Origin of the sequence: Rhodoligotrophos appendicifer, from assembly GCF_007474605.1 — a bacterium.
Classification (GTDB): Bacteria; Pseudomonadota; Alphaproteobacteria; order Rhizobiales; family Im1; genus Rhodoligotrophos; species Rhodoligotrophos appendicifer.
On sequence record NZ_VHKL01000009.1, the window covers coordinates 160186 to 181781 of the forward strand.

Here is a 21596-nt window from a genome sequence, read left to right on the forward strand (position 1 = left end):
TCGGGCTCGAAGCACAGCGCGCCATCCCGTATGGAAGAAAAACTCGGCGACATCATTCTGTAATGGATCAAATTCAGGGTGACGCCGTTTAGCGTCGGATGACAGAGATCAACACAACATTTGCCTATGAGCTGCCGTATGGCGCGCAAGTCCGGAGCGATGGTTCCGTACGGTTTCGCGTCTGGGCGCCCACCCAGCCGAGCATGGCCGTTTCGCTGCCCGGAGTGGACGAAAGCGTCCCGATGGAACCGGATGGCGACGGCTGGTTCAAACTTGAAACCAACAAGATCGCTGTCGGAGGCTCCTATCTTCTGGAGCTACCGGATGGAATGCGGGTGCCCGATCCGGCCTCGCGGTGCCAAGAAACGGATGTCGATGGCCCCAGCGTGGTCATCGATCCTCGACGGTATCAATGGCGCAATGGCGCGTGGGCTGGCCGGCCTTGGGAAGAGGTCGTCCTTTATGAGCTTCATGTCGGGACGGTCACGCCGGAGGGCACATTCGAGGGGCTGAGGAAACGGCTCGACCATTTCGTCGACATCGGCATAACGGCCATAGAACTCATGCCGGTCGCCGATTTCAGCGGGAACAGAGGCTGGGGCTATGATGGCGTGCTGCCCTATTCCCCGGAACGCTCCTACGGCACCCCTGACGAGCTCAAGCGCCTCATCGACGAGGCCCACGGCAAAGGGCTGATGGTTTTCCTCGACGTCGTCTACAACCACTTCGGACCGCTGGGAAACTACCTGCCCAGTTATGCCGGGCTGTTCTTCGATGAGAACCGCAAAACGCCTTGGGGAGACAGCATCGATTTCACTCAGCAGCCAGTGCGCGATTTCTTTGCGGAGAATGCCCTCTTCTGGCTGGAGGAGTATCGGTTCGATGGATTGCGGTTCGACGCCGTCGACCACATCATCGACCCTTCCGATGACCATTTTCTGGAAGAGATGGCGCGGCGCGTGCGAGGTCGGATTACCGATCGCCACGTTCATCTGGTGCTGGAGAACGACAACAACTCCGCCAAATTACTGGAGCGCGACCAGGACCTGACTCCGGTCCTGTTCAATGCACAATGGAACGACGATTACCATCATGTCGCCCATACGCAGGTGACCGGGGAAGGCGACGGGTACTACCAGGACTACCGAGAAGACCGGCTGACAAAGTTCGGCAAGGCGCTCTCGAGCGGCTTCGTCTATCAGGGTGACGTGTCGGAGTTCCGACAGGGCAAGAGGCGGGGCGAGCCGAGCGGGCATCTTCCGCCGACCGCCTTCGTGAACTTCATCCAGAACCACGATCAGGTCGGCAATCGGGCCTATGGGGAACGGCTCACGGATATCGCCGATTCGGGGGCCGTCGCGGCGGCCCTGGAGCTGCTGTTGTTGGCTCCGCAGATCCCGCTGCTGTTCATGGGGGAGGAGTGGGGTGAAACTCGCCCCTTCTGTTTCTTCTGCGATTTCCACGACGAGTTGGCGGACGCGGTGCGCGAGGGACGGCGGAACGAGTTCGCAAAATTCGAGAGATTTTCCTCTCCCTCTGCGAGAGAAAGCATTCCGGACCCGAACTCGCTCTCGACGTTCGAGGCATGCAAGCTGGATTGGAACAAGGCACAGGATGGCGAGCATGCGGAACGCATGGCGCTTGTGAGCCGACTGCTCCATTTGCGTGCCGAACGGATCGTTCCTCTGCTCAAGCGAATCGGCGGTTCTGCCGGGGCGGTGGAGATGCTGGATGGGCACGTGATGAAATGCACATGGCAGTTCGATGGAGGGGCGCTGATCGTGACGGCCAATCTGCAGAGCGAGACGGCAGCCATGCCTTCCATCGAGGGTGAGATCCTCCATGGCGCCGTGGGGGGAGACGGAGGCGGAAGCCTCCCCGGATGGACCGTCGTCTGGTCACTGCAAGAGCATTCCACAGCATGAGCGATCTCGAAAGGCTTGCCGAGGCCAATGGCATCGCCCTCAACTATGTTTCGGAGCTCGGCGACCGACGCGATGTTTCGAGAGAGGGGATAAAGGCCCTGCTCACGGCGATGGGCATCGACCCCGATGCGCCTGCCGCACCGGGACATGCGGTCTCCGAAGCCGACGCAAAGCAGATCGCCAGCTGCTATGTGCCTCCGTTCCTCGAAGGGAACCGCGTGTGGGGCATGTCATGCCAGCTCTACGGTTTGAAATCGCACCGCAATTGGGGAATGGGCGACTTCGCGGACCTGGCCGAGTTCACGCGGTTGGTTGGAGATCGGGGCGGCGACTTCGTCGGGGTCAATCCCCTGCACACGCTGTTTCCAAATGATCCGGAGCGCTGCAGCCCCTATGGGCCTTCGACGAAGCGGTTCCTCAATCCCCTCTATATCGCGCCAGACCTTGAGCCTGAATATGCGCAGATCGAGCCCGTTGCACCGGACCGGCTGCGGGCGTTGAGGGAGACCGATCTGATCGATTATTCGGGTGTGGCCGCGGCAAAATGGGACGCCTTGGCCAGGATGCATGCGGTCTTTCCCAAGGAGGGTGCGCGGCGAAAGTCCTTTGAGGACTATCGCGAAAAGTGTGGCGTCGACCTCGACAATCTCGCTCTGTTCGAGGCTTTGTCGGAGCATATGCAGCAACAGGCCGGAGCTGTCGTCCCGTGGTTCGAGTGGCCCGACGAGTACAGTTCCCCCACCGGGAGCGGCATCGAAGAGTTTCGCCGCCTGAATGGTGAGCGGATCGAGTATTTCGCTTGGTTGCAGTGGCTCGCCGACGGGCAATTGGCACAGGCGCATGCCGTCGCGCGTGAAGCCGGAATGAGAATCGGGCTCTATGTGGACCTGGCGGTGAGCGTGGCCCATGACAGCGCCGCCACCTGGGCGGAGCCCAACCTGGTCATCAATGGGGCAGGCATCGGTGCCCCGCCGGACGCGCTCAATCCCAAGGGACAGGACTGGGGACTTGCTCCGCTGTCGCCGGTGGCGCTGACGGAGCAGAACCTTGTTCCGCTGCGAATGGAACTCGAAGCCAGCATGGCCCATGCCGGCGCTGTTCGGCTGGATCACGCCATGTCTTTGACCCGGCTGTTCTGGATCCCAAAGGACAAGGACGCGCGTGAGGGCGCCTATGTGCACTATCCCTTCTACGACATGATCGGGACTGTGGCGGATGCCTCGCACCGCTACTCCGCCCTGGTCATCGCGGAGGCGCTGGGAACGGTCCCGGAAGGCTTCACCGACGCCTTGGCGGAGGCGGATATCCATGCCTATCGCGTCCTCTTCTTCGAACGCAGGAAGGACGGAGAATTCATACCGCCCCAGGCGTATCCAGTCCGGGCCCTTGCCTGCATTTCGACGCATGACATGCCGACGATCCGAGGCTGGTGGGTGGGACGGGATATCGAATGGCGGCAGACGGTCGGCATCTATGATGCCGCCGACGCCGAGGAAGAAGACAGAGCACGGAAGACTGCAAAGCAGCAATTATGGGACGCCCTGGTGACATCATCTCTCGTTTCGTCCGAGGGGTCACTCCGGGAACAGCTGGATGCGGACGCAGTGGCGCGGATTCATCTGTTTGCCGCGAAAACTCCCACACGGCTGTTCGGCGTGCAGATCGAAGATGCCCTGGGTGAGGTTGAGCAGGCGAACCTTCCCGGCCGCACCGACCCGCATCCCAATTGGCGGCGCAAGATTTCGACACCCCTGGAGGATCTTTCTCGGAACAGCTTCTTCACTGCTGTTTGCAAAGCGGTTGCAGAGGAGCGCCCCCGCCGATGAGCTGGCCGAGAGCTACCTATCGCCTGCAGTTTCGCAATGGTTTCGATTTTCAGGCCGCCGCCGACCTTGCGCCGTATCTGGAAAGGCTCGGCATCAGTCATGTGTACGCCTCGCCGATCTATGCCGCGCGCAACGGGTCGACCCATGGCTATGACGTGACCGATTTCGGGCTCTTCGATCCGGCGCTGGGCGGAAATGAAGGGTTCGAGCGCATGAGCGACGTGCTGAAGCAGCACGGCCTCGGTCTGGTCCTCGACTTCGTTCCCAATCACATGGCGGCCTCGGTCGAAAACCCGTGGTGGCGAGACGTGCTTTATCGAGGCACCGACAGCGAACATGGCGACTTCTTCGACATCGACTGGGAACGGTATGGCGGCAAGTTGCTGCTTCCCGTCCTGGGCGATTCCTACGGAGACGTCCTGGCGCGGGGAGAACTAAAGCTGGCATTCGAAGACGGCCAGTTCGCCATCGGCTATTTCGACAATCGGTGCCCGGCTTCGGAGCGCAGTGTCGCCACGCTGAGGGATGGAGGCCAGGAGGCCGCCGAAAGGATCTCACGCGATGCAGCGGCGATGCACGAGCTGCTGGAGCTGCAGCATTACAGGATCGCTCATTGGCGCATGGCTTCGGATGCCCTGAACTACAGGCGGTTCTTCGACATCAATGACCTGGTCGCTCTCAGGATGGAGAGACAATCCGTCTTCGAGCACGTGCATCGATTCACGTTCGATCTCATCCGCAGGGGCGTCATCGACGGATTGCGCCTCGACCATATCGACGGACTGCTCGATCCAGGAGCGTATCTGACGCGCCTTCGCCAGGAGGTGGAGCAGCTCAGAGAAGAGCCCTTCTACATCGTGGTGGAGAAGATCCTCGAAGGACATGAGAAGCTCAGACCGCAATGGCCGGTCGAGGGCACCACGGGATATGAATTCGGCTGTCGGGTTACCGGCCTGCAGGTGCATCATGACGGCGCCCAGGCGCTGAGCGCCCATTACCAACGCTTCACGGATGACCATCGGGACTATCAAACCGTGGCGGAGGACTCCAAGCGGTTCGTCCTGTCCTTGAGCTTTGCCACGGATCTCAACCGGCTGGCGCGAATGGCGTATGAGATCGCGCAGTCCAATCCCGCCGATCGCGACGTGGCCGAGCCGGCACTGCGGCGGGCCATCACCGAGGTGCTGATCGCGTTTCCGCTTTACCGCACCTATGTCACCGGTGGGCCGGTCTCGGAGGAAGACGAAGAAATCCTCCACGAGGTTGCCTTGCAGGCCGAGCATCGGATCGGGGCGGAATCCGAAGAGGAGCTGCGCTTCGTGCTGAGACTGCTGCGCGGCGACGACATCGAGGCTGCCGATTTCGCCATGGCCTTCCAGCAGGTTTCGGGGCCACTGACGGCTAAGGCGCTCGAGGATACCGCGTTCTATCGCTACATCCCGCTGATCGCCCTCAATGAAGTGGGCAGCGATCCGGGTGGACCCGAAGTCAGCCCGTCGCTGTTTCATGCTGCAAACCAGGAGCGCGCAGAGCACTGGCCGGATTGCATGCTGACAACGAGCACTCACGACACCAAGAGGGGTGAGGATACGCGCGCGCGCATCGCGGTGCTTTCAGAAATACCCGAACAGTTCTTCGAGCGGGCAGAGCGGTGGTGGCAGCTCCATGCACAGTTCCGTCGGCCGCTGCGTTCGGTGCTGGTGCCCCATCCGAAGGAAGCCTGGCTCTATTATCAGGCCCTGCTGGGTATCTGGCCGCTCGACAAGACGCCCGACCTGAAAGAACTCAGAGGCCGGATGCGTGACTTCATGTCGAAGGCCCTGAAGGAGGCCAAGGAGCATACGCGATGGACTGACCCCGTCACCGATCATGAGCAGGCCGTGTTCGCCTTCATCGATGCGACACTGGACACGGATGAGGCTGGCGGGTTCCTGAAGGACATCGCTGCCTTCTCGGAGACCATAGCGGCTGCAGGCGCGCTGAACGGGCTGTCCCAAGTCCTGCTCAAACTGACCTCACCCGGGGTCCCCGACATCTATCAGGGGTGCGAGTGGTGGGACCAGAGCCTGGTCGATCCCGATAATCGTCGGCCCGTCGATTTCGTGGCCCGGGCAAAGGCGCTTTCGGCGATTGGCGATGGGGCGCTCACACTCGACGACTGGCGCGACGGACGCATCAAGCAAGGAGTGACGGCAAGGCTCCTGAATTTCCGGCGAAGCCACGACATGCTGTTCCGCGACGGAGCGTACCAAACCCTGAAGATCGAGGGACCTCAGGCGGCGCATGTTTTCGCGTTTGCCCGGACGTTCGAAGGAAAGGCGTTCCTGAGCGTTGCGACACGGCATGGATTTTCGCTGCTGCAAGGGCAGAAGACCCCGCTGGTCCTGGCCGACGCATGGGAGGGGACGGAACTCCTTTTACCTCCCGAGCTGGCTCAAAAGACCCGCTGGCAAGGCGTCTTCGGCGACGATGTCATATCGGGGGGAAAGAGCCTTCCGGTGAAGGACCTGCTGGCTCACCTGCCGATCGCCGCTCTGACGACATCCGAGCGCTAACGGATCAGGGGCCAGGCCGACACAGCCGCAAGCTTGGGCAAGGCTTGCGAGAGAGCCAGTTCATTGCGGTTCTCGCTGCAGGCCAGCACCGTATCCACGCCGGATACGGCCAAGCTGAGGCTGGCCGCCATATCATTGCCGCGCAGATGATGACCCAAGGTAAGCCCCGCCAGGAGATCGCCCGTGCCTTGCGGGACTTTCTGGCGCCGAACCACCTCGGCGGAGACCATGGCGCCCTCATGAAACAAGAGATTGGCGAGGTTCCCCCCAGGGGCGGGGACCGAGGTGACGATGATGGTCGGGACCTTCAGCATTGAGGCCGCATGTCGAGCATCTTGAAGGGATTCGACAGGGTGGCCGGCCAACCAGGCGAGTTCAAAGCGGTTTGGCGTGATGATGTGTGCGAGGGGCAGCAAGGTCTCTCGGATCGCCTCGGCCACGGGCTCCGGGACATAAATGCCATGAGGATCATCGCCGAGGATCGGATCGGTCATCACCAAAAGGCCGGGCAGCTCTTCTCTCAGGCGCAGGATATGCCTGAGAGCCACTTCGACCTGATCCACACCACGGAAGTAGCCGGTCATGACGGCACCGATCCCGTGGAGCCAGCCAAAACCATGCAGCCGCTCCAGCATCGCATCGATGGTCGCGGCTTCAATCTTGATGCCGGAGGTCGCTCCGTGCTCGGGATGGTTCGACAGAAGAACGGTCGGAACCGCGTAAACCTCATGGCCAAGGGCCTGGAGCGCCGGCGCGACCGCGGAGTTGCCCACGTGGCCGCGGACGACCTGAGACGAGATTGCAAGGATCTCCGCCATGACACCCCACGTTTCGCCGCCGGTACGCGCCTTCACGCGGCAGTTCGCAGGTGGTAGTAAAGCGCCTTCACGGACACGTCAAAGGCGACGTGCGACAGGTTTATCACGTTTCGAGGGACGATCATGGCCGAGGCTCAGTACGAAGGTTTCAAATATAGCGTGAACGGCCGCGGCGCTAATCGTTGGCATTGGGCGATCTTCAAGTCGGATGGCGGGTTGCCCGTGACCTCCGGCATGGTGGATGGCGGCAGCCACAAGGCCGATGAAGCCGCCAAAAAGGCCATCGACCGGCTGAACAAGAAAAAGAAATGAGACGTCAGGCCGCTTCGGGCTGACGCTTGGCAGCCAGTTCGACGATTTCCCCCATGATTGCGTTCAAGGAGAAATCCTTGGGCGTGTAGACGGTACGAACACCGCACTGCTTGAGGATGAGGATGTCCTCGGCCGGGATGATGCCGCCGACAACCACCGGCACATCCCCCAAGCCGGCCGCGCGGAGTTGGTTCATCACGTCGCGGACCAAGGGAACGTGGCTCCCCGACAGGATCGACAGCCCGATGATATGCGCCCGCTCGCGCTTGGCGGATTCGACAATTTCCTGCGGCGTCAGGCGTATACCCTCATAGACGACGTCCATGCCACAGTCGCGGGCGCGAACGGCGACCTGCTCGGCGCCGTTGGAGTGTCCGTCCAGACCCGGCTTGCCGACAAGGAGCTTCAAGGTTTCGCCGAGCTCCCGGGATACCGCCTCGACCTTCGCCTTGAGGACGGCAATCTCGTCCTCCTGAGCGGGGATCACCAGAGTGAACCCCGTCACCCCTGTGGGGGCGCGATACTGGCCGAAAACCTCGCGCAGGGTCTCGCCCCATTCGCCGGTCGTCACTCCAGCCTTCGCTGCCGCTATGGAGGGCTCCATTATGTTCGCACCGGTTTGCGCCGCAGTGCGAAGATCGGCGAGTGCGCGTTCAACCGCAGCGCCGTCGCGCTTGGACCGCCAGGACCGGAGGCCTTCCACGGCCTCGAACTCGATCGATTCCGGGACCGTCAGGATTCCGCCGGCCTCGCCCGACAGAGGCGAGGTCTCGCTGGAGGTGAAGGCGTTCACGCCGACCACAGTCTGCTCACCGGCTTCAATCGTCTGCAGCCGCTTCGAGTTGGACTTCACCAATTCCTGCTTCATGTAGCCGGATTCGATGGCGGCGATCGCGCCTCCCATGGCCTCGACTCGCGCCAGCTCGGCACGGACCTCCGATTTGATCTGCTCACTCTTTCGGGTCATCTCAGCGGAGCCTTCGAAGATGTCGCCGAACTCGAGCAAATCAGTCTCGAAGGCGAGGATCTGCTGCATACGCAAGGACCATTGCTGGTCCCAAGCACGGGGAAGCCCCAGGGCCTCATTCCAGGCCGGCAACTGAACGGCGCGGGCGCGGGCATTCTTGGACAGGGTGACCGCCAGCATTTCGAGCAGGATACGGTAGACGTTGTTCTCCGGCTGGCTTTCGGTGAGGCCGAGGGAGTTCACCTGCACGCCATAGCGGAAGCGGCGGTAACGCTCGTCAGTCACACCATAGCGGTCGAGACAGATTTCGTCCCAGAGTTCGGAGAAGGCCCGCAGCTTGCAGATCTCGGTCAGGAAGCGGATTCCGGCATTGACGAAGAAGCTGATGCGACCGACGAGCTCGGGGAAATCCGCAGCGCTGACGACGCCGGCCTGCTTCACGCCGTCGAGCAGCTCCTGGGCCGTGGCCAGGGCGAAGGCCACCTCCTGCACGGGCGTCGCTCCGGCCTCCTGCAGGTGATAGGAGCAGACATTCGTCGGATTCCACTTGGGAACCTCGCGATAGGCCCAGGTGACGACGTCGGTCGTGAGCTGCAGCGACGGCGCCGGCGGAAAGACATAGGTGCCGCGCGAGAGGTATTCCTTGATGATGTCGTTCTGCGTCGTTCCCGACAAAAGCTTGCGATCGACGCCCTGCTCGTCCGCCATGGCCACGTAGAGGGCCAGCAGCCAGGGCGCGGTCGCATTGATGGTCAGCGACGTGTTCATCCGATCGAGGGGAATCCCGTCGAGCAAGGTCCGCATGTCGCCGAGATGCATGATCGGAACTCCGACCTTGCCCACCTCCCCCCGGGAGAGAATGTGGTCGGCGTCATAGCCGGTCTGGGTCGGCAGGTCGAAGGCAACCGACAGGCCGGTCTGTCCCTTTTCAAGGTTTTTACGAAAGAGGCTGTTCGATGCCGCTGCCGAGGAATGGCCCGCATAGGTGCGGAAGATCCAGGGTTTATCGCGACTGCTCGATGATGACGACGTCTCGGCCAAGCGTGCCTCCCTCAAGGACTGAGCTCATTTCACCATGCGAGGTTGTGAGGCGCAACTCCAAGAAAGGGGCGGCCGCCCTCACGTTGCAATTCTATGTTGCACTGCAAAAATGACTCTGCGTTCCTAAAGTTTGCCTGTTATGATGTCAATTGCCTGCAACATGCGCATGGCTTTGACAGTTCTAAGAGCAGGAAAGGGAGAGGTGGGCATGAGCGCAACGGCCAAGGTCATTGCGGACGCGGCGAATGTCAACGCGCCGAAGAAAGATCTCTATGATGTCGGAGAGATCCCTCCGCTTGGCCATGTACCGTCGAAGATGCATGCCTGGGTGATCCGCCGGGAGAGGCACGGGCCGCCCGAGGAGGCGATGCAGCTCGAGGTTGTACCCACCTGGGAGATCGACAGCGACGAGGTTCTCGTCCTGGTGATGGCCGCGGGCGTCAACTATAACGGCATCTGGGCCGGTCTCGGCATTCCAGTCTCGACCTTCGACGTTCATAAACAGCCGCTCCACATCGCCGGCTCGGATGCTTCGGGCATCGTTTGGGCAGTGGGCTCCAAGGTGAAGCGGTGGAAGGTCGGTGACGAGGTCATCATCCACTGCAATCAAGACGATGGCGACGACGAGGAATGCAACGGCGGAGATCCCATGTTCTCACCGACCCAGCGCATCTGGGGCTATGAGACGCCGGATGGATCTTTCGCCCAGTTCTGCAGGGTGCAGTCGCGACAATTGATGCCAAGGCCGCAGCACCTGACCTGGGAAGAATCCGCCTGCTATACGCTGACGCTGGCCACCGCCTACCGGATGTTGTTCGGTCATCGGCCCCATATCCTGCGGCCTGGACACAATGTGCTGATCTGGGGCGCCTCTGGGGGCCTCGGCTCGATGGCGGTTCAGCTTTGTGCGGCCGCCGGCGCCGCAGCCATCGGAGTGATCTCCGAGGAGGACAAGCGCGACTACGTCATGTCGCTCGGCGCGCGCGGGGTGATCAACCGCAAGGACTTCAAATGCTGGGGACAGATGCCGCAGGTCGGCACTCCGGAATACAATGAGTGGCTGAAGGAAGTCCGCAAATTCGGCAAGGCGATCTGGGACATCACCGGCAAGGGCGTGAATGTCGATTTCGTGTTCGAGCATCCGGGCGAGGCCACTTTTCCGGTCTCATGCTTCGTCGTGAAGCGGGGCGGCATGGTGGTGTTCTGCGCCGGTACGACGGGCTTCAACATCACCTTCGACGCGCGGTATGTGTGGATGCATCAGAAGCGCATCCAGGGGTCACACTTCGCCCATCTCAAGCAGGCCGCACAGGCCAATCAACTCGTGATCAATCGGCGGGTCGATCCGTGCATGTCGGAAGTGTTCTCGTGGAACGACATCCCCAAGGCGCATACGCGGATGTGGAAAAACCAGCATCGGCCTGGCAACATGGCTGTCCTGGTGTCGGCACCGCGGACCGGGTTGAAAACCTTCGATGATGTGCTCGAGGCCTCAGAGGCGCGAGGGTAGAGTTCCGCGCCCAGCATGCAGACGAACCGGGATCCCTGACGGCAGGGGTCCCGTAAACCGCCTTCTGGCGACGCTCACCTCTGTTTCGCGTCGGCGGTGCTGGCTGTCCGAGCCAGCTCAATCCTGACCTTCCTGCGCAGGCGCATCATGCGGTTAACCTCCCCGCCAAAGATGAGGACCAGCGCGCCGAGATAGACAAAAAAGAGCGCAGCGATAATTCCGGCCAAGCCGGCATAGGTGCTGGCGAACTGGCTGAAATTCGAAAGATAGGCGGAATACACCATCGCCAGGAGCAGCCAGACGACCACGGTAAAGGTGATGCCCAGCCACAGATCGCGCAAATGGCGCCAGGTCGCCGGCAAGAGAATGTGCGCGACGGTGAGACCCAGCGTGAGCAGGACGACTGCAAAAGGGTAGCGGATCATGTCGTAGACCTCAGGCCAGCGGTTGAGATCCGGGACATAACGGATGGCCAGCGCCTTGATGATCGGTGCCAGCACGATGAGGAATGCGACGGCGATCATCAGGAAGGCGCCGCCGATCACGAAAAGGACATTCTGCGCGAACAGACCGAAGGCGTTGCGGTGCTCGATCAGGCCATACGCACGATTCAGAGCCACCCGAACGCTGTCGACGCCGCCCGAGGCCGACCAAATCGTCAGGAGCACGCCCAGGCTCAAGACACCGCTGCGCTGCTCGGTGAGCACCGAGCGGATCTCCGGGACCAGCGGCTCGACGATCTCAGGAGGGGCTACACCCAGAAGATAATCAATCAATGCCGAGGCGAGATGGGAATCGCCGATGAACCCCGCGAGAGCCGTCAGAAAGACGAGGAACGGGAAGATGGCCAGGATCATGCGGAATGCAATGTTCCCGGCGAGGGGGATCGCTGCATCATCCCACAACCGCCAGAAGGCGGTTATGAAGACGGTCCAGAACGGCTTCAGCTGACCGTCGCGCCTCGTCGGGGCCTCGCCGAACAGATATGCGTGCTTACCCCAGTCGACCATTTTGTTATGATTTCGGCTTGGTTACGGACAACATGGGATGCGCCGGGATTCTGAAGGCGGTGTCAAGCCCGCTCAGTCGCCGCGGCGACCGCAGCCGTTATATTGTCGACCAATGCGGGGTCCAACTTCAGGCGACTGGCCAGCATGGCCAGATAGGCTTTTTCCGAGGGATCATCGGGATCGACCGCCAGGAGGGATGCGGCATACAGCTCGGCCGCCTGTTCCGGGCTCTTGGCGCTGCGCACGACGGCATCGATATCGAGGGGACGCCGAAGCTCGTCCATGACAAAGGCCTTCTCCTCGGTCCCCAGTTCAAGGGTGTCCAGGTGCCCATAGATACGCTGTTGCTCTTCGGCATCGATGTGGCCATCTGATTTGGCCGCCGCGATCATGGCGCGAATGACGGCCAGGCCCAGATCGGCGCGGGCGCTCTCATCGGATGGCGGCGGGAGGAAGGGTGTCCCCTCGACATCAGCAACCGCAGCCTCGATGCTCTTGGGTGGCGCCCCCCATGGCCCGGACGAGGCCGGTGCGGATTGCGCCTGTGACTGCTGCCAGTCGCGATAGGCCTTGTAAGCAATGCCTCCCAGCGCCGCCATGCCGCCATAGACCAAGGCGTTAGAGGCCAGCTTGCGGCCGCCCTTGGACCCAAGCAAGAGGCCTATGACGCCTCCGGCAGCACCTACGCCGCCTAAACCGCCCAGCTTGCCCCCGAGACCACCCAAACCCCCTCCGAGAGTACCCAGATTGCCCAATCCGCCGCCCAGCTTGTCGAGACCAGGAATAGCGCCTCCCGACTTGCCCAGAAATTGTTCCAATAGGCGCTGCGCATCAAGCATCGAGTTCGCTCCATATTCTCTGCCATGTTTGGGGGGGAATTAGGGGACTCATCAGGGTTAAAACAAGGCCCTTCGGCCGCATCCTGCGGAGGATGCAGCGCGTGCATGGGCGTCATTCACCAACGATCGTTCCTGACCGGCCCAGGTTCAGGTATGAGCATCCCCATGACACCTGCCCCACCGTCGCCGAAAAAGCCAACTTGGCTGAAGCTTTCACCCGCGCTTTTCGTTTTCCTGTGGTCTACGGGTTTCGTGGGTGCGAAATTCGGCCTGCCTTATGCGCCACCCTTCACCTTCCTGTCACTGCGGTTCATTCTGTCAGCAGCCTTGTTCGCTCTGCTGGCCGCCGTGTTCCGCCATGGGTGGCCAAGCCGCCAGCAAGCGATGCATGGGCTCCTGTCAGGCATGCTCGTTCACGGCGTCTATCTCGGGACGGTGTTCTACACGATCTCGAAGGGCATGCCGGCCGGCATCTCGGCCTTGATCGTCGGGCTGCAACCCCTTGCCACTTCTCTGCTCGCGACGTTCATCGGAGAGCGTCCCAGTTGGAAAAACTGGTTCGGGCTGGCGCTCGGCATCGCCGGCGTCGGGCTGGTGGTTTGGCCCAAGCTCGGCCTGCACGAGGAGGGCGTGACACTTGTCGGCGTCGGCCTCCTGCTGGTCGGTATCCTGTCGATTTCCATAGGATCCATCTATCAGAAGCGCTTCTTTGGCGGGCTCAGCCTGTTTTCAGGAGGCGCTTACCAGTTCCTGGGGGCACTGCTGGTTTCCCTCCTCGGCGCCCTTCTGCTCGAGAGCCCCCGCATCGACCCCACGGCCGAGTTCATCTTCGCGCTGTTCTGGATGGTCGTCATCCTCTCCATCGGAGCGATCAGCCTCTATACACTCCTCATCCGACATGGCGACGTCTCGAAGGTGGCGGGGCTGTTCTACCTCGTGCCGGCATCGACCGCCGTGCTTGCCTATTTCATGTTCGGCGAGACATTGAACAGTCTTCAGATCGTCGGGATGGGGGTGTGCATGGCAGGCGTGGCGCTCGCATCGTGGCGGCGCTCGTAAGCGATCACAAAGGCGCCGCAGGGACGCCTCTCAGGCGACACGGAATTTCCAGAACCTCACAGAGGGAGATTCGAGGTTGAAGCATGTGGAATCCAGTGTCCGTCGCTGTCCTGGCGCTCGTCACGGTTCTGGCGCCATTGATGGCGCAGGCTGAGGGCGGCGGGTTCTGGGATACGCAAAGAACCGGTGCGAACAGCTTCAACAGGTCGCCCAGCTTGCAGCCCTTTGGGGAAGCGCGGAGGCTTGGTCTCGGGTTCATGAGGCTGACGTTCACCAAGTGGGCGTCAGCAAAGCGAGATTTCCTGATCGGGGATGTGAGCGACTATCGTGGCCTTGTTCAAGAGGACTTGAAAATCTTGCGGGGCGTCCTCGATGGCGCGGCGAAGCAGGGTATCGGGATCATTCTCACGCCTTTGAGCCTTCCCGGGAGCCGCTGGCGGCAGTTTAACGGCGCCAAGAACGATCTGCGACTCTGGCAAGACAAGACATGGTGGAATCAAGCCGCTTCCTTCTGGAAGGATTTGGCCTTCGAACTGAATGGACACCCCGCCGTCGTGGGGTTCAACATCCTCAACGAGCCAGCGCCAGATTTGGCGTCTGGGCTCGCAGAAGAAGCCGGGGCCGAAGACAGGGACACGTGGTGCAGGAACGCCACTGGGACCGCGTCCGACCTCGATGCGTTCTATCGGAAAGTGGTCGCCTCGATCCGCTCGGCGGATGCATCCACGCCCATCATCCTCGATGCCGGTTTCTATACTCAGCCCATGGCGATCCGGTGCCTGAAGCCGATCGATGATGGCTCGGTGCTCTACTCCGTCCATCTCTACGAGCCGTATGAGTTCACCAGCCATTTCAACAAGGGGAAATTTCAATACCCAGGAGACGTAACCTACGGAGAAAAAACAGAGTTTTGGGACAGAGAACGGCTGCAAATCCATCTGGCGCCGCTGCTCGAATGGGCGACCCAATGGAAGGTTCCGACCGATCGCCTCATGATCGGGGAGTTCGGCTGTTATCGGCGCAACAGGGGCTGTGCCACCTATCTGTCGGATACCATCACCCTTCTCAACGAGAAGGGCCTGCATTGGGCATTCTACGGGTTTCGCGAGGATGAGTGGGATGGCTACGACTATGAAGTCGGCTCAGGTCCCTTGCCAGACACCTACTGGGACGCCGTGGATCGGGGCGAAACACCCACGCGACCTCGGCCAGGCAGTCCCATGAGCGATGTCATCCGGGCAGGCCTCGCTCCGCCTCCGGCGGCTCGGTCCGTACGATCAGGACAGTAGGCCGCCGGGCCGGTGGAGAGACAGCGTTTCATCGGCGAAAGAGGCGCCCCCGCCCGTCAGAGGATCGGTGAAGGCCGAGAGAAGGCTCTCCACCTTCTCGCGCGACACATTGCGCGTGATGAAGACCAGGCGGGTCCGGTGGTCGTCGTCAGGCCAAGCCTCCAATCGCACCGGGGGATGAAACAGGTTCTGCACCGCGTGAACGACAAGGGGGTGGTCGGGCTCCTCGGCGAGCTTGACGATCCCCTTCATGCGCAGGAGATCACGGCCATACTGGGCGTTCAGCAGCTCCAGGAACAGACTGAATGACGTCCCGCCGATCGGCGCCTCCGTGGTGAGGCAGTAGGCGCGGATGCTCTCATCATGACGATTCACATCGTGGTGGTGGTGGTGATCGTGCGGTGCGGCGTAGGCTTCGGCCGAGAGCCACTTCACCACATCCGCCTGCTTCGTCGTGGGATCGTACAGGCCGGCATTGAAGAGCTGCGGAGGTCGCGCCTCACCACGAGCCGCATCCAGGACCGGCGCCGTCGGGTTCAGCGTCGCCAAACGCTGCTTCAGCTCCAGAACGGCTGCCGCGTCGGCCAAGTCCGTTTTGGCCAAGACCAGACGATCCGCGACGGCCACCTGTTTCACCGCCTCAAAATGTGCGTCCAGAGTCGCCGCAGCGTTGACCGCATCGAGGACAGTTATCACGCCGTCCAGGCGGAGGTGCCGCAACAGACGCTGGTCCGCCATCAGGACATGAATCACCGGAGCGGGGTCGGCCAGACCCGTGGTTTCGATGACGATGCGGTCGAAGCGCATGATCTCGCCTGCATCGCGCTTCTCAAGCAGGCGGACCAGTGCATCGACCAAGTCCCCACGGATGGTGCAGCACAGGCAGCCGCTCGACATCTCAATGAAGAAGTCGGTCGCCGTCTCCACCAAAAGGTGGTCGATCCCCACCTCGCCGAACTCATTGATGATGACGGCCGTACCCGCCATCGCCGGGTCTGCCAGCAAGGCGTTCAGGAGGGTCGTCTTGCCGGCGCCGAGAAACCCTGTCAGCACCGAAACAGGGATCACATCGGCATTGGACTCATTCGTCACTGTCGCTCACGCCTTTCGGCGGGCCACTGCCAGCCGCCTCAACCTTGGCACCGCTGATGCGCTTCTGGGCAGCTTCCTCGCGGCTCTCCTGAGCCAGCACCGTAAGAGTGGCCGGCGGCATCAATTGGCAGATGGCCCCGTTGGATCGAAGATAATTGCATAAGGAGCTGCTCTGCGCCTCATTCAGATCGTCGACCATGATCAAGTAGTCGCCCTTATAGGGCACACGCACCACTGCGCCGTGGCCGCCATAGAACACATAGCGCGTCGCCAGGAGCCACTGGTCGAGCATCTTGCCCGCTTCCGCCGCCGAATCGAAGCGGCCGAAGGCCACCGCCCAACTGCTCAATTGGTCAGGATCAAGGACCTCGACAGACGGTTTCCAGCTGCACACCAATGGCGTCAGATCGGTGGTCGTCCCCGTTGCAGACAGGACGCTTGGATTCATCTGGTAGAGCGTCTTGTCGCTGACCGGAGCTGCGAAGCCTTTTTCGAGCAAGGATTCCGCGATCACGGTCCGTCCGCCTCCACTTTTGGCGCCGAGGACAACGGCCACCAGGCGTCTTCCATCGCGCGTGGCGCTGGCGATCAAGTTGTAGCCCGAGCTGCAGACATAGCCGGTCTTCATGCCATCGGCTGATTTCATCTGCCGCAACAGCCCATTCCTATTGCTGTAGCGCTGGCTGCCGATCTGGACGAAGGGCTCCTTGAAATAATGCTGATAGTCGGGAAATTCGCGAATGATGGCGCTGGTGAGGATGCCCAGGTCGTGGGCCGTGGTGACCTGGCGAATATCCGGCAGACCATGCGGATTGGCGTAATAGGTGCCGCCCATCCCGAGACGACGCGCAGTTTCATTCATCACATGAACGAATTTCGGGACCGAGCCGCTGACATTCTCGGCAATCGCGACGGCCAAATCATTGGCTGAGCGAACCAGCAGGGCTTCGAGCGCCAAATCGAGCTTAATGGTCGAGCCGGGCCGCATCCCGATTTTACTGGGGGGTTGTGCTGCAGCCTGGCTCGAATAGGTGATCTCCGAGTCAAGGGCGATCCGCCCCGACTTTATTGCGTGAAAAGCCACATAGGCGGTCATCAACTTCGTCAGAGACGCCGGATGCCAGGGCTCGTTTTCGCCTTCGCCAGCGATGATCCTCCCCGTCATCGCCTCAAATACGAGTGTCGGACCCGCAAACGCGCCTGATGCCTGCCCGATCAGAACAGCAAGGGCTAATACCAGGCCAGCTAAGCGTTGAAGTCGCAAAAGGCCCTCTCTAGGCTCAAAATCTCGCAGATGGACATGTCGGTCGCGCCGTGGAAGGCTCTTCACCATCTCACACCCGTGGTGAACAGCATTGTGATACGCATGCGTTGATGTCACGTGAACAGGACACGAAACTCGGACCGAGTGAGTAACACTCTGGCTGGTCACTGATCAATCCCAAGACCCGCATTCACTGTGACAGGCACCAAGGCTGCTCAACGGAACCTCCCAGGATCCAGCCGGGCGATCACGGTTTCCTGATCGAAATCGTCCGGCGGAGTTCCGTCTATGAGACCGGCACCCAACCGGGACACCGCCGGCGACGTCTGGATACCATAGCCGCCTTGACCGGCGACCCAAAAGAAATCCTCGGCCGCAGGGTCGAAGCCCACGACGAGGGTCCGGTCCGGTGCAAAGGTCCGCAGGCCGGCCCAGCTCCGCAGGATGCGGGTCACGGGCATGGTGACGGCCTGCTCAAAGCGGTCGAGACCTTCGGCCAGCACCATGTCATCGGGATAGGCATCGTGGGGCTCCACCGGGTGCTCTTCCGCCGGGGAAACATAGAGCTGACCTGCCTCAGGCTTGCAGTACCAGAGTTCCCGGGCCGGGCCGAAGAGAGGCCATTTCGAAATGTCGTAGCCGTCCGGGGCGGGCAGAACCGCCATGCTGCGGCGATAGGGCGTCAGACCAACAGGCTTGAGGCCGGCCATCTGCGCAACCCTGTCGGCCCAGGCTCCTGCGGCGTTGACGAGTATCTTGGCGGAAACCGTTCCGGCCGGAGTCGTGATCTCCCAGCGCCCGGCGTCGCGCTTCAGCCCACTCACCCGAGCATTGGTCAGGAGGGTCCCGCCCCGCTTTCGGAAGAGCCGCAGCCAGCCCTGGTGGAGCGCGTTCACATCAATGTCGCTGGCTTCCTCCCGGGCGGCACGCTTGACCTTTTCCGGTCGAAGGATCGGAACCATGGCGAGGGCTTCGGACGGGGAAATCTCTGTCAGAACCGAACTGCCCACGACGTGTTCTGCGAACAGTTCCTCGTCCGTGCCGTCCGACAGCATCAGCTCCCCGCGCGGAGATAGAAGCGGCGTCTCGGTCACTTCCGCAGGGGGATTGCGATAGAACGCCTCGGCAGCCGCCGTCAGCTTCTTGATCGTCTGGTTCCCATAATGCTTGATGAAAATGGCTGCGGAGCGTCCGGTGCTGTGGTAGCCGGGCTGATCCTCTGCCTCGATCACAAGGGTGTTGCGCTTTCTGGAGAGCTCGGCAGCAATGCCAACACCCGCGATCCCTGCTCCGATGACCGCGACGTCTACCGTGTAATCAGCCATGGTGAACTTAATGCCCCTTCTCACATGCGATTCAGGCGAACCACCCTTGCCATCAGAGACATCAGGCGCTTTGTCTGTCCAGAGCCAGCAACAAGACGAGATTCGGAAAGGCGCGTCCAGATGACCAAAACTTTGCACCAGCCTCTCGGGGGCAACGATATGCCGAGGTTCGGCGGCATTGCGACGATGATGCGGCTGCCCCATCTCGAGAGCGCTGCCGGTCTCGATGCCTGCTTCGTGGGGATCCCGATGGACATCGGAACCAGCAACCGGTCCGGCACGCGATTCGGCCCTCGCCAGATCCGCACGGAGTCGGTGATGCTGAGGCCCTACAACATGGCGACCCGGGCAGCACCCTTCGACTCGCTGTCGATCGCGGACATCGGTGACGTCCCGACCAATCCTTTCGACCTGAAGGATTCCGTGCGGATCATCGAGGCCTTCTTCTCAGAGAAGATCCTCGCTCATGACGTCCTACCTCTGACGTTGGGGGGAGACCACACGCTGGTGCTGCCGATCCTGCGGGCGATGGCGAAGAAACACGGGCCGGTCGGCCTCATCCACGTGGATGCGCATGCGGACATCAACGATACCATGTTCGGCGAGAAGATCGCCCATGGGACGCCGTTCCGACGCGCCGTGGAAGATGGTGCCATCGATCCCAAGAGAGCGGTCCAGATCGGACTGCGAGGAACGGGATATGCGGCGGACGACTTCGACTGGCCGAGGGACCAGGGCTTCCGCGTGGTGCCGGTCGAGGAGTGCTGGCACAAATCGCTGACACCGCTGATGGAAGAGGTGCGGACACTGATGGGTGACGGCCCCGTCTATCTCAGCTTCGACATCGACAGCCTGGATCCAGCCTATGCGCCGGGGACCGGCACTCCTGAGATCGGGGGCCTGACCGTGCCGCAGGGGATCGAGATCATCCGCGGATGCCGTGGTCTCGATCTCGTGGGCTGCGATCTCGTCGAGGTCTCCCCCCCTTATGACACCTCAGGCAATACTGCCATCACGGCGGCGAACCTTTTGTTCGAGATGCTGTGCGTGCTCCCCGGGGTGATTTACCGCGTGTGAGAGAGGAGCGCCTCACGATCGAGCTTGGCGTAGATGGCCTCGAGCTCGGAATCATGGATTCCGAGCTCTCGAAGATGCTCCACGGTCGAGCGAACATAGTCGGGGCAGCTGCCAGACACTCCCCTCCCCTGGAGGATGAAGGACATCTGCTGGTCAAGGCCGAGCTTGCCGGAATATTGGGGATGCTTGCGATCGATCAGATAAACCAGCGCCTCCATGGGCGATTCGCCGCCGAGAAGAATTGGCCGAACCGCTTCCCTATAGACCATCGTCACCTGCTCGCGCTCCCGGAGATAAGCAATGGTGGCCTCCCAGTTCGCCTCCGAGACGCGAAAGGCTACGCCCTTACAGGACCCACCTGTGTCGAGGCCTAGAACCAGTCCGGGATGTTCGGGCGTTCCCCGGTGGACGTGGGAATAGACGCAAAGGGACCGGTGAGCGCCGCGCAGTAGCGCGAGCCGGCGCTCAAGGTACTCGAAACCCGGCCGCCACATGAGCGAGCCATAGCCAAAGATCCAGAACTCCTGCATGATCCCCGCAGTTTTCGTAACACGTAATTGAAATGTCAGAGCATTTAGAAGATCCCTCGTCTGATAGACCAAAGCCAGCCGTCGCCACAAGTCCAGCAAACGCAAAGCCATGGCGCGTGTTCGTGCCACTCGGGCTCCTGTTGGTGCTCGTCGCGGCCTGGTGCGGCTATTGGCTTTTCATTTCGCAAACGAGCCAGTCGCACTTCAGCGCGTGGGTCGAAGAGGCAAAGTCGGACGGAATGACGGTCCAGTGCGGGACGCAGAATTGGGGCGGCTTCCCGTTTCGCGTCGAAATTGATTGCGCACCGCTCGACCTCGCCTGGTCCAACAATGCCGGAACCGGGGCCATTGGCCTGGCGCGGCTGGAGAGCGTCTTCCAGGCCTACAATCCCCAGCACATCCTCGCAGCCGTGTCGTCGCCGGTCAGCTACCGGATCGGATCGAGGGGCGGCGCAATGCCCAATTCCGTGATCACTGCGACATTCGATCCCGCTACGGTCAGCCTGATGATGTCCGGCGGCGAATTCGACCGGGCATCGCTGGTGGTGGAGAAGTTGATCGCCGATATCGGCGGCGAGGAGGGCGTCGGCGCACAGGGCCGAGCGCGGCGGCTCGAGCTGCATACGCGCTTCGTCCAGCCGGATGCGACCAGCCCCCCGGTGCTGGAGATCGCGGGCGACGCGGAAGACATTTCGCTGGCGGGGCCAGCGATCACCGATGCCACAGGAATCCCGATTGAACTGGATGTCTGGTCACTGCGGGCCCAGGCCAATGGCAGCTTCGTCCCCACAACCGATCCCAGCACCGCCCTGAAGGCCTTTGCCCTTGGCGGCGGCGAGGTCAACATCACTCGGCTGCACGGGCAAAGGGGCGATGTCACCCTGGAGGCGACCGGTCGCCTGACCTTCGACGAAAAAGGTCGCGCCAATGGCGAACTTCAGTCGGACGTGGTCAACTTAAAAGCCATTTTCAAACAGTTGCAGGAGGCAGGGCGGCTGGGGGAGATGGAGGCGGCCTTCTCCTTCAACATGCTCTCGCTGCTGGAGGGAGCAACTTCAGGACGCGAGGGTGCGCTCCGGGTGAAGATTGCGGTGGCGAAGGGCAAGATCTATTTCGGTCCGTTCGAGATCGCCAAGCTGCCGCCGCTGTTCTGATCC

General features: G+C 61.6%; 17 protein-coding genes. 9 read left to right on the plus strand and 8 right to left on the minus strand.

Annotated features, from left to right (window positions below):
- Nucleotides 1–98: 98 nt before the first annotated feature.
- From treZ to treY, 3 genes are read left to right on the plus strand one after another with little or no spacing between them, the layout of a single operon-like run.
- Nucleotides 99–1925 (plus strand): malto-oligosyltrehalose trehalohydrolase, encoded by a 1827-nt coding sequence (gene treZ, locus FKM97_RS19810; protein ID WP_144294160.1) that lies wholly within the window; start codon nt 99–101, stop codon nt 1923–1925.
- Nucleotides 1922–3751 carry a 4-alpha-glucanotransferase gene (gene malQ / locus FKM97_RS19815; RefSeq protein ID WP_170241021.1) on the plus strand — a complete coding sequence of 610 codons (1830 nt, stop codon included), beginning with the start codon at nt 1922–1924 and terminating at the stop codon, nt 3749–3751. The genes treZ and malQ overlap by 4 nt, the downstream gene beginning before the upstream one ends.
- Entirely contained in the window at nt 3748–6306 is a 2559-nt protein-coding gene (gene treY, locus FKM97_RS19820; protein WP_144294162.1) for a malto-oligosyltrehalose synthase, read from the plus strand. The genes malQ and treY overlap by 4 nt, the downstream gene beginning before the upstream one ends.
- On the opposite strand, the gene pdxY is transcribed toward treY, so the two are convergent.
- Entirely contained in the window at nt 6303–7160 is an 858-nt protein-coding gene (gene pdxY, locus FKM97_RS19825; protein ID WP_144294163.1) for a pyridoxal kinase, read from the minus strand. The genes treY and pdxY overlap by 4 nt on opposite strands.
- 87 nt (nt 7161–7247) lie before the next feature.
- Here pdxY and FKM97_RS19830 point away from each other — a divergent pair, with 87 nt between their 5' ends.
- Nucleotides 7248–7436, plus strand: coding sequence for a hypothetical protein (locus FKM97_RS19830; protein ID WP_144294164.1), 189 nt, complete (start codon nt 7248–7250; stop codon nt 7434–7436).
- Between the two features lie 4 nt (nt 7437–7440).
- Here FKM97_RS19830 and FKM97_RS19835 read toward each other — a convergent pair whose 3' ends face one another.
- Complete coding sequence (locus FKM97_RS19835) at nt 7441–9444, minus strand: protein meaA (RefSeq protein WP_144294165.1); 2004 nt, start codon at nt 9442–9444, stop codon at nt 7441–7443.
- Between the two features lie 208 nt (nt 9445–9652).
- Between FKM97_RS19835 and ccrA the strand changes: the two genes are divergently transcribed.
- The gene (gene ccrA, locus FKM97_RS19840) at nt 9653–10954 is read left to right on the plus strand and encodes a crotonyl-CoA carboxylase/reductase (RefSeq protein ID WP_144294166.1); all 1302 of its coding nucleotides are present in this window, start codon (nt 9653–9655) and stop codon (nt 10952–10954) included.
- Between the two features lie 74 nt (nt 10955–11028).
- Here ccrA and FKM97_RS19845 read toward each other — a convergent pair whose 3' ends face one another.
- Entirely contained in the window at nt 11029–11964 is a 936-nt protein-coding gene (locus FKM97_RS19845; protein ID WP_144294167.1) for a YihY/virulence factor BrkB family protein, read from the minus strand.
- 62 nt (nt 11965–12026) lie between these two features.
- On the minus strand, nt 12027–12803 hold the full coding sequence (locus FKM97_RS19850; protein ID WP_144294168.1) for a tellurite resistance TerB family protein: 777 nt from the start codon (nt 12801–12803) through the stop codon (nt 12027–12029).
- 165 nt (nt 12804–12968) lie between these two features.
- On the opposite strand from FKM97_RS19850, the gene FKM97_RS19855 reads away from it, so the two are divergent.
- On the plus strand, nt 12969–13862 hold the full coding sequence (locus FKM97_RS19855) for a DMT family transporter (RefSeq protein ID WP_144294169.1): 894 nt from the start codon (nt 12969–12971) through the stop codon (nt 13860–13862).
- Between the two features lie 83 nt (nt 13863–13945).
- Nucleotides 13946–15151, plus strand: a complete 1206-nt coding sequence (locus FKM97_RS19860) for a glycoside hydrolase family 5 protein (protein WP_205015206.1) — start codon at nt 13946–13948, stop codon at nt 15149–15151.
- Here FKM97_RS19860 and FKM97_RS19865 read toward each other — a convergent pair.
- From FKM97_RS19865 to FKM97_RS19875, 3 genes are all read right to left on the minus strand, one after another.
- Complete coding sequence (locus tag FKM97_RS19865) at nt 15140–16243, minus strand: CobW family GTP-binding protein (RefSeq protein WP_246105178.1); 1104 nt, start codon at nt 16241–16243, stop codon at nt 15140–15142. The two genes, FKM97_RS19860 and FKM97_RS19865, sit on opposite strands and share 12 nt — an antisense overlap.
- Nucleotides 16233–17576, minus strand: a complete 1344-nt coding sequence (locus tag FKM97_RS19870) for a serine hydrolase (protein ID WP_144294170.1) — start codon at nt 17574–17576, stop codon at nt 16233–16235. The genes FKM97_RS19865 and FKM97_RS19870 overlap by 11 nt, the downstream gene beginning before the upstream one ends.
- 146 nt (nt 17577–17722) lie before the next feature.
- Nucleotides 17723–18832 (minus strand): NAD(P)/FAD-dependent oxidoreductase, encoded by a 1110-nt coding sequence (locus tag FKM97_RS19875; RefSeq protein WP_144294171.1) that lies wholly within the window; start codon nt 18830–18832, stop codon nt 17723–17725.
- Nucleotides 18833–18952: 120 nt separating this feature from the next.
- On the opposite strand from FKM97_RS19875, the gene speB reads away from it, so the two are divergent.
- Complete coding sequence (speB, locus tag FKM97_RS19880) at nt 18953–19909, plus strand: agmatinase (protein ID WP_144294172.1); 957 nt, start codon at nt 18953–18955, stop codon at nt 19907–19909.
- Here speB and FKM97_RS19885 read toward each other — a convergent pair.
- The gene (locus tag FKM97_RS19885; protein ID WP_342783568.1) at nt 19897–20568 is read right to left on the minus strand and encodes a gamma-glutamylcyclotransferase; all 672 of its coding nucleotides are present in this window, start codon (nt 20566–20568) and stop codon (nt 19897–19899) included. The two genes, speB and FKM97_RS19885, sit on opposite strands and share 13 nt — an antisense overlap.
- Here FKM97_RS19885 and FKM97_RS19890 point away from each other — a divergent pair.
- Nucleotides 20562–21593: a DUF2125 domain-containing protein gene (locus FKM97_RS19890; RefSeq protein WP_170241023.1), complete on the plus strand. Its 1032-nt coding sequence runs from the start codon at nt 20562–20564 to the stop codon at nt 21591–21593. The genes FKM97_RS19885 and FKM97_RS19890 overlap by 7 nt on opposite strands.
- Nucleotides 21594–21596: the final 3 nt, after the last annotated feature.

Bases quoted from the DNA above. Each gene is read 5' to 3' on its own strand.
- FKM97_RS19855 (WP_144294169.1), top strand. From the start codon at position 12,969: ATGACACCTGCCCCACCGTCGCCGAAAAAGCCAACTTGGCTGAAGCTT.
- treZ (WP_144294160.1), top strand. From the start codon at position 99: ATGACAGAGATCAACACAACATTTGCCTATGAGCTGCCGTATGGCGCG.
- malQ (WP_170241021.1), top strand. From the start codon at position 1,922: ATGAGCGATCTCGAAAGGCTTGCCGAGGCCAATGGCATCGCCCTCAAC.
- FKM97_RS19845 (WP_144294167.1), bottom strand. From the start codon at position 11,964: ATGGTCGACTGGGGTAAGCACGCATATCTGTTCGGCGAGGCCCCGACG.
- treY (WP_144294162.1), top strand. From the start codon at position 3,748: ATGAGCTGGCCGAGAGCTACCTATCGCCTGCAGTTTCGCAATGGTTTC.
- FKM97_RS19875 (WP_144294171.1), bottom strand. From the start codon at position 18,832: ATGGCTGATTACACGGTAGACGTCGCGGTCATCGGAGCAGGGATCGCG.
- FKM97_RS19850 (WP_144294168.1), bottom strand. From the start codon at position 12,803: ATGCTTGATGCGCAGCGCCTATTGGAACAATTTCTGGGCAAGTCGGGA.
- FKM97_RS19860 (WP_205015206.1), top strand. From the start codon at position 13,946: ATGTGGAATCCAGTGTCCGTCGCTGTCCTGGCGCTCGTCACGGTTCTG.
- FKM97_RS19870 (WP_144294170.1), bottom strand. From the start codon at position 17,576: ATGGTGAAGAGCCTTCCACGGCGCGACCGACATGTCCATCTGCGAGAT.
- FKM97_RS19830 (WP_144294164.1), top strand. From the start codon at position 7,248: ATGGCCGAGGCTCAGTACGAAGGTTTCAAATATAGCGTGAACGGCCGC.
- ccrA (WP_144294166.1), top strand. From the start codon at position 9,653: ATGAGCGCAACGGCCAAGGTCATTGCGGACGCGGCGAATGTCAACGCG.
- speB (WP_144294172.1), top strand. From the start codon at position 18,953: ATGACCAAAACTTTGCACCAGCCTCTCGGGGGCAACGATATGCCGAGG.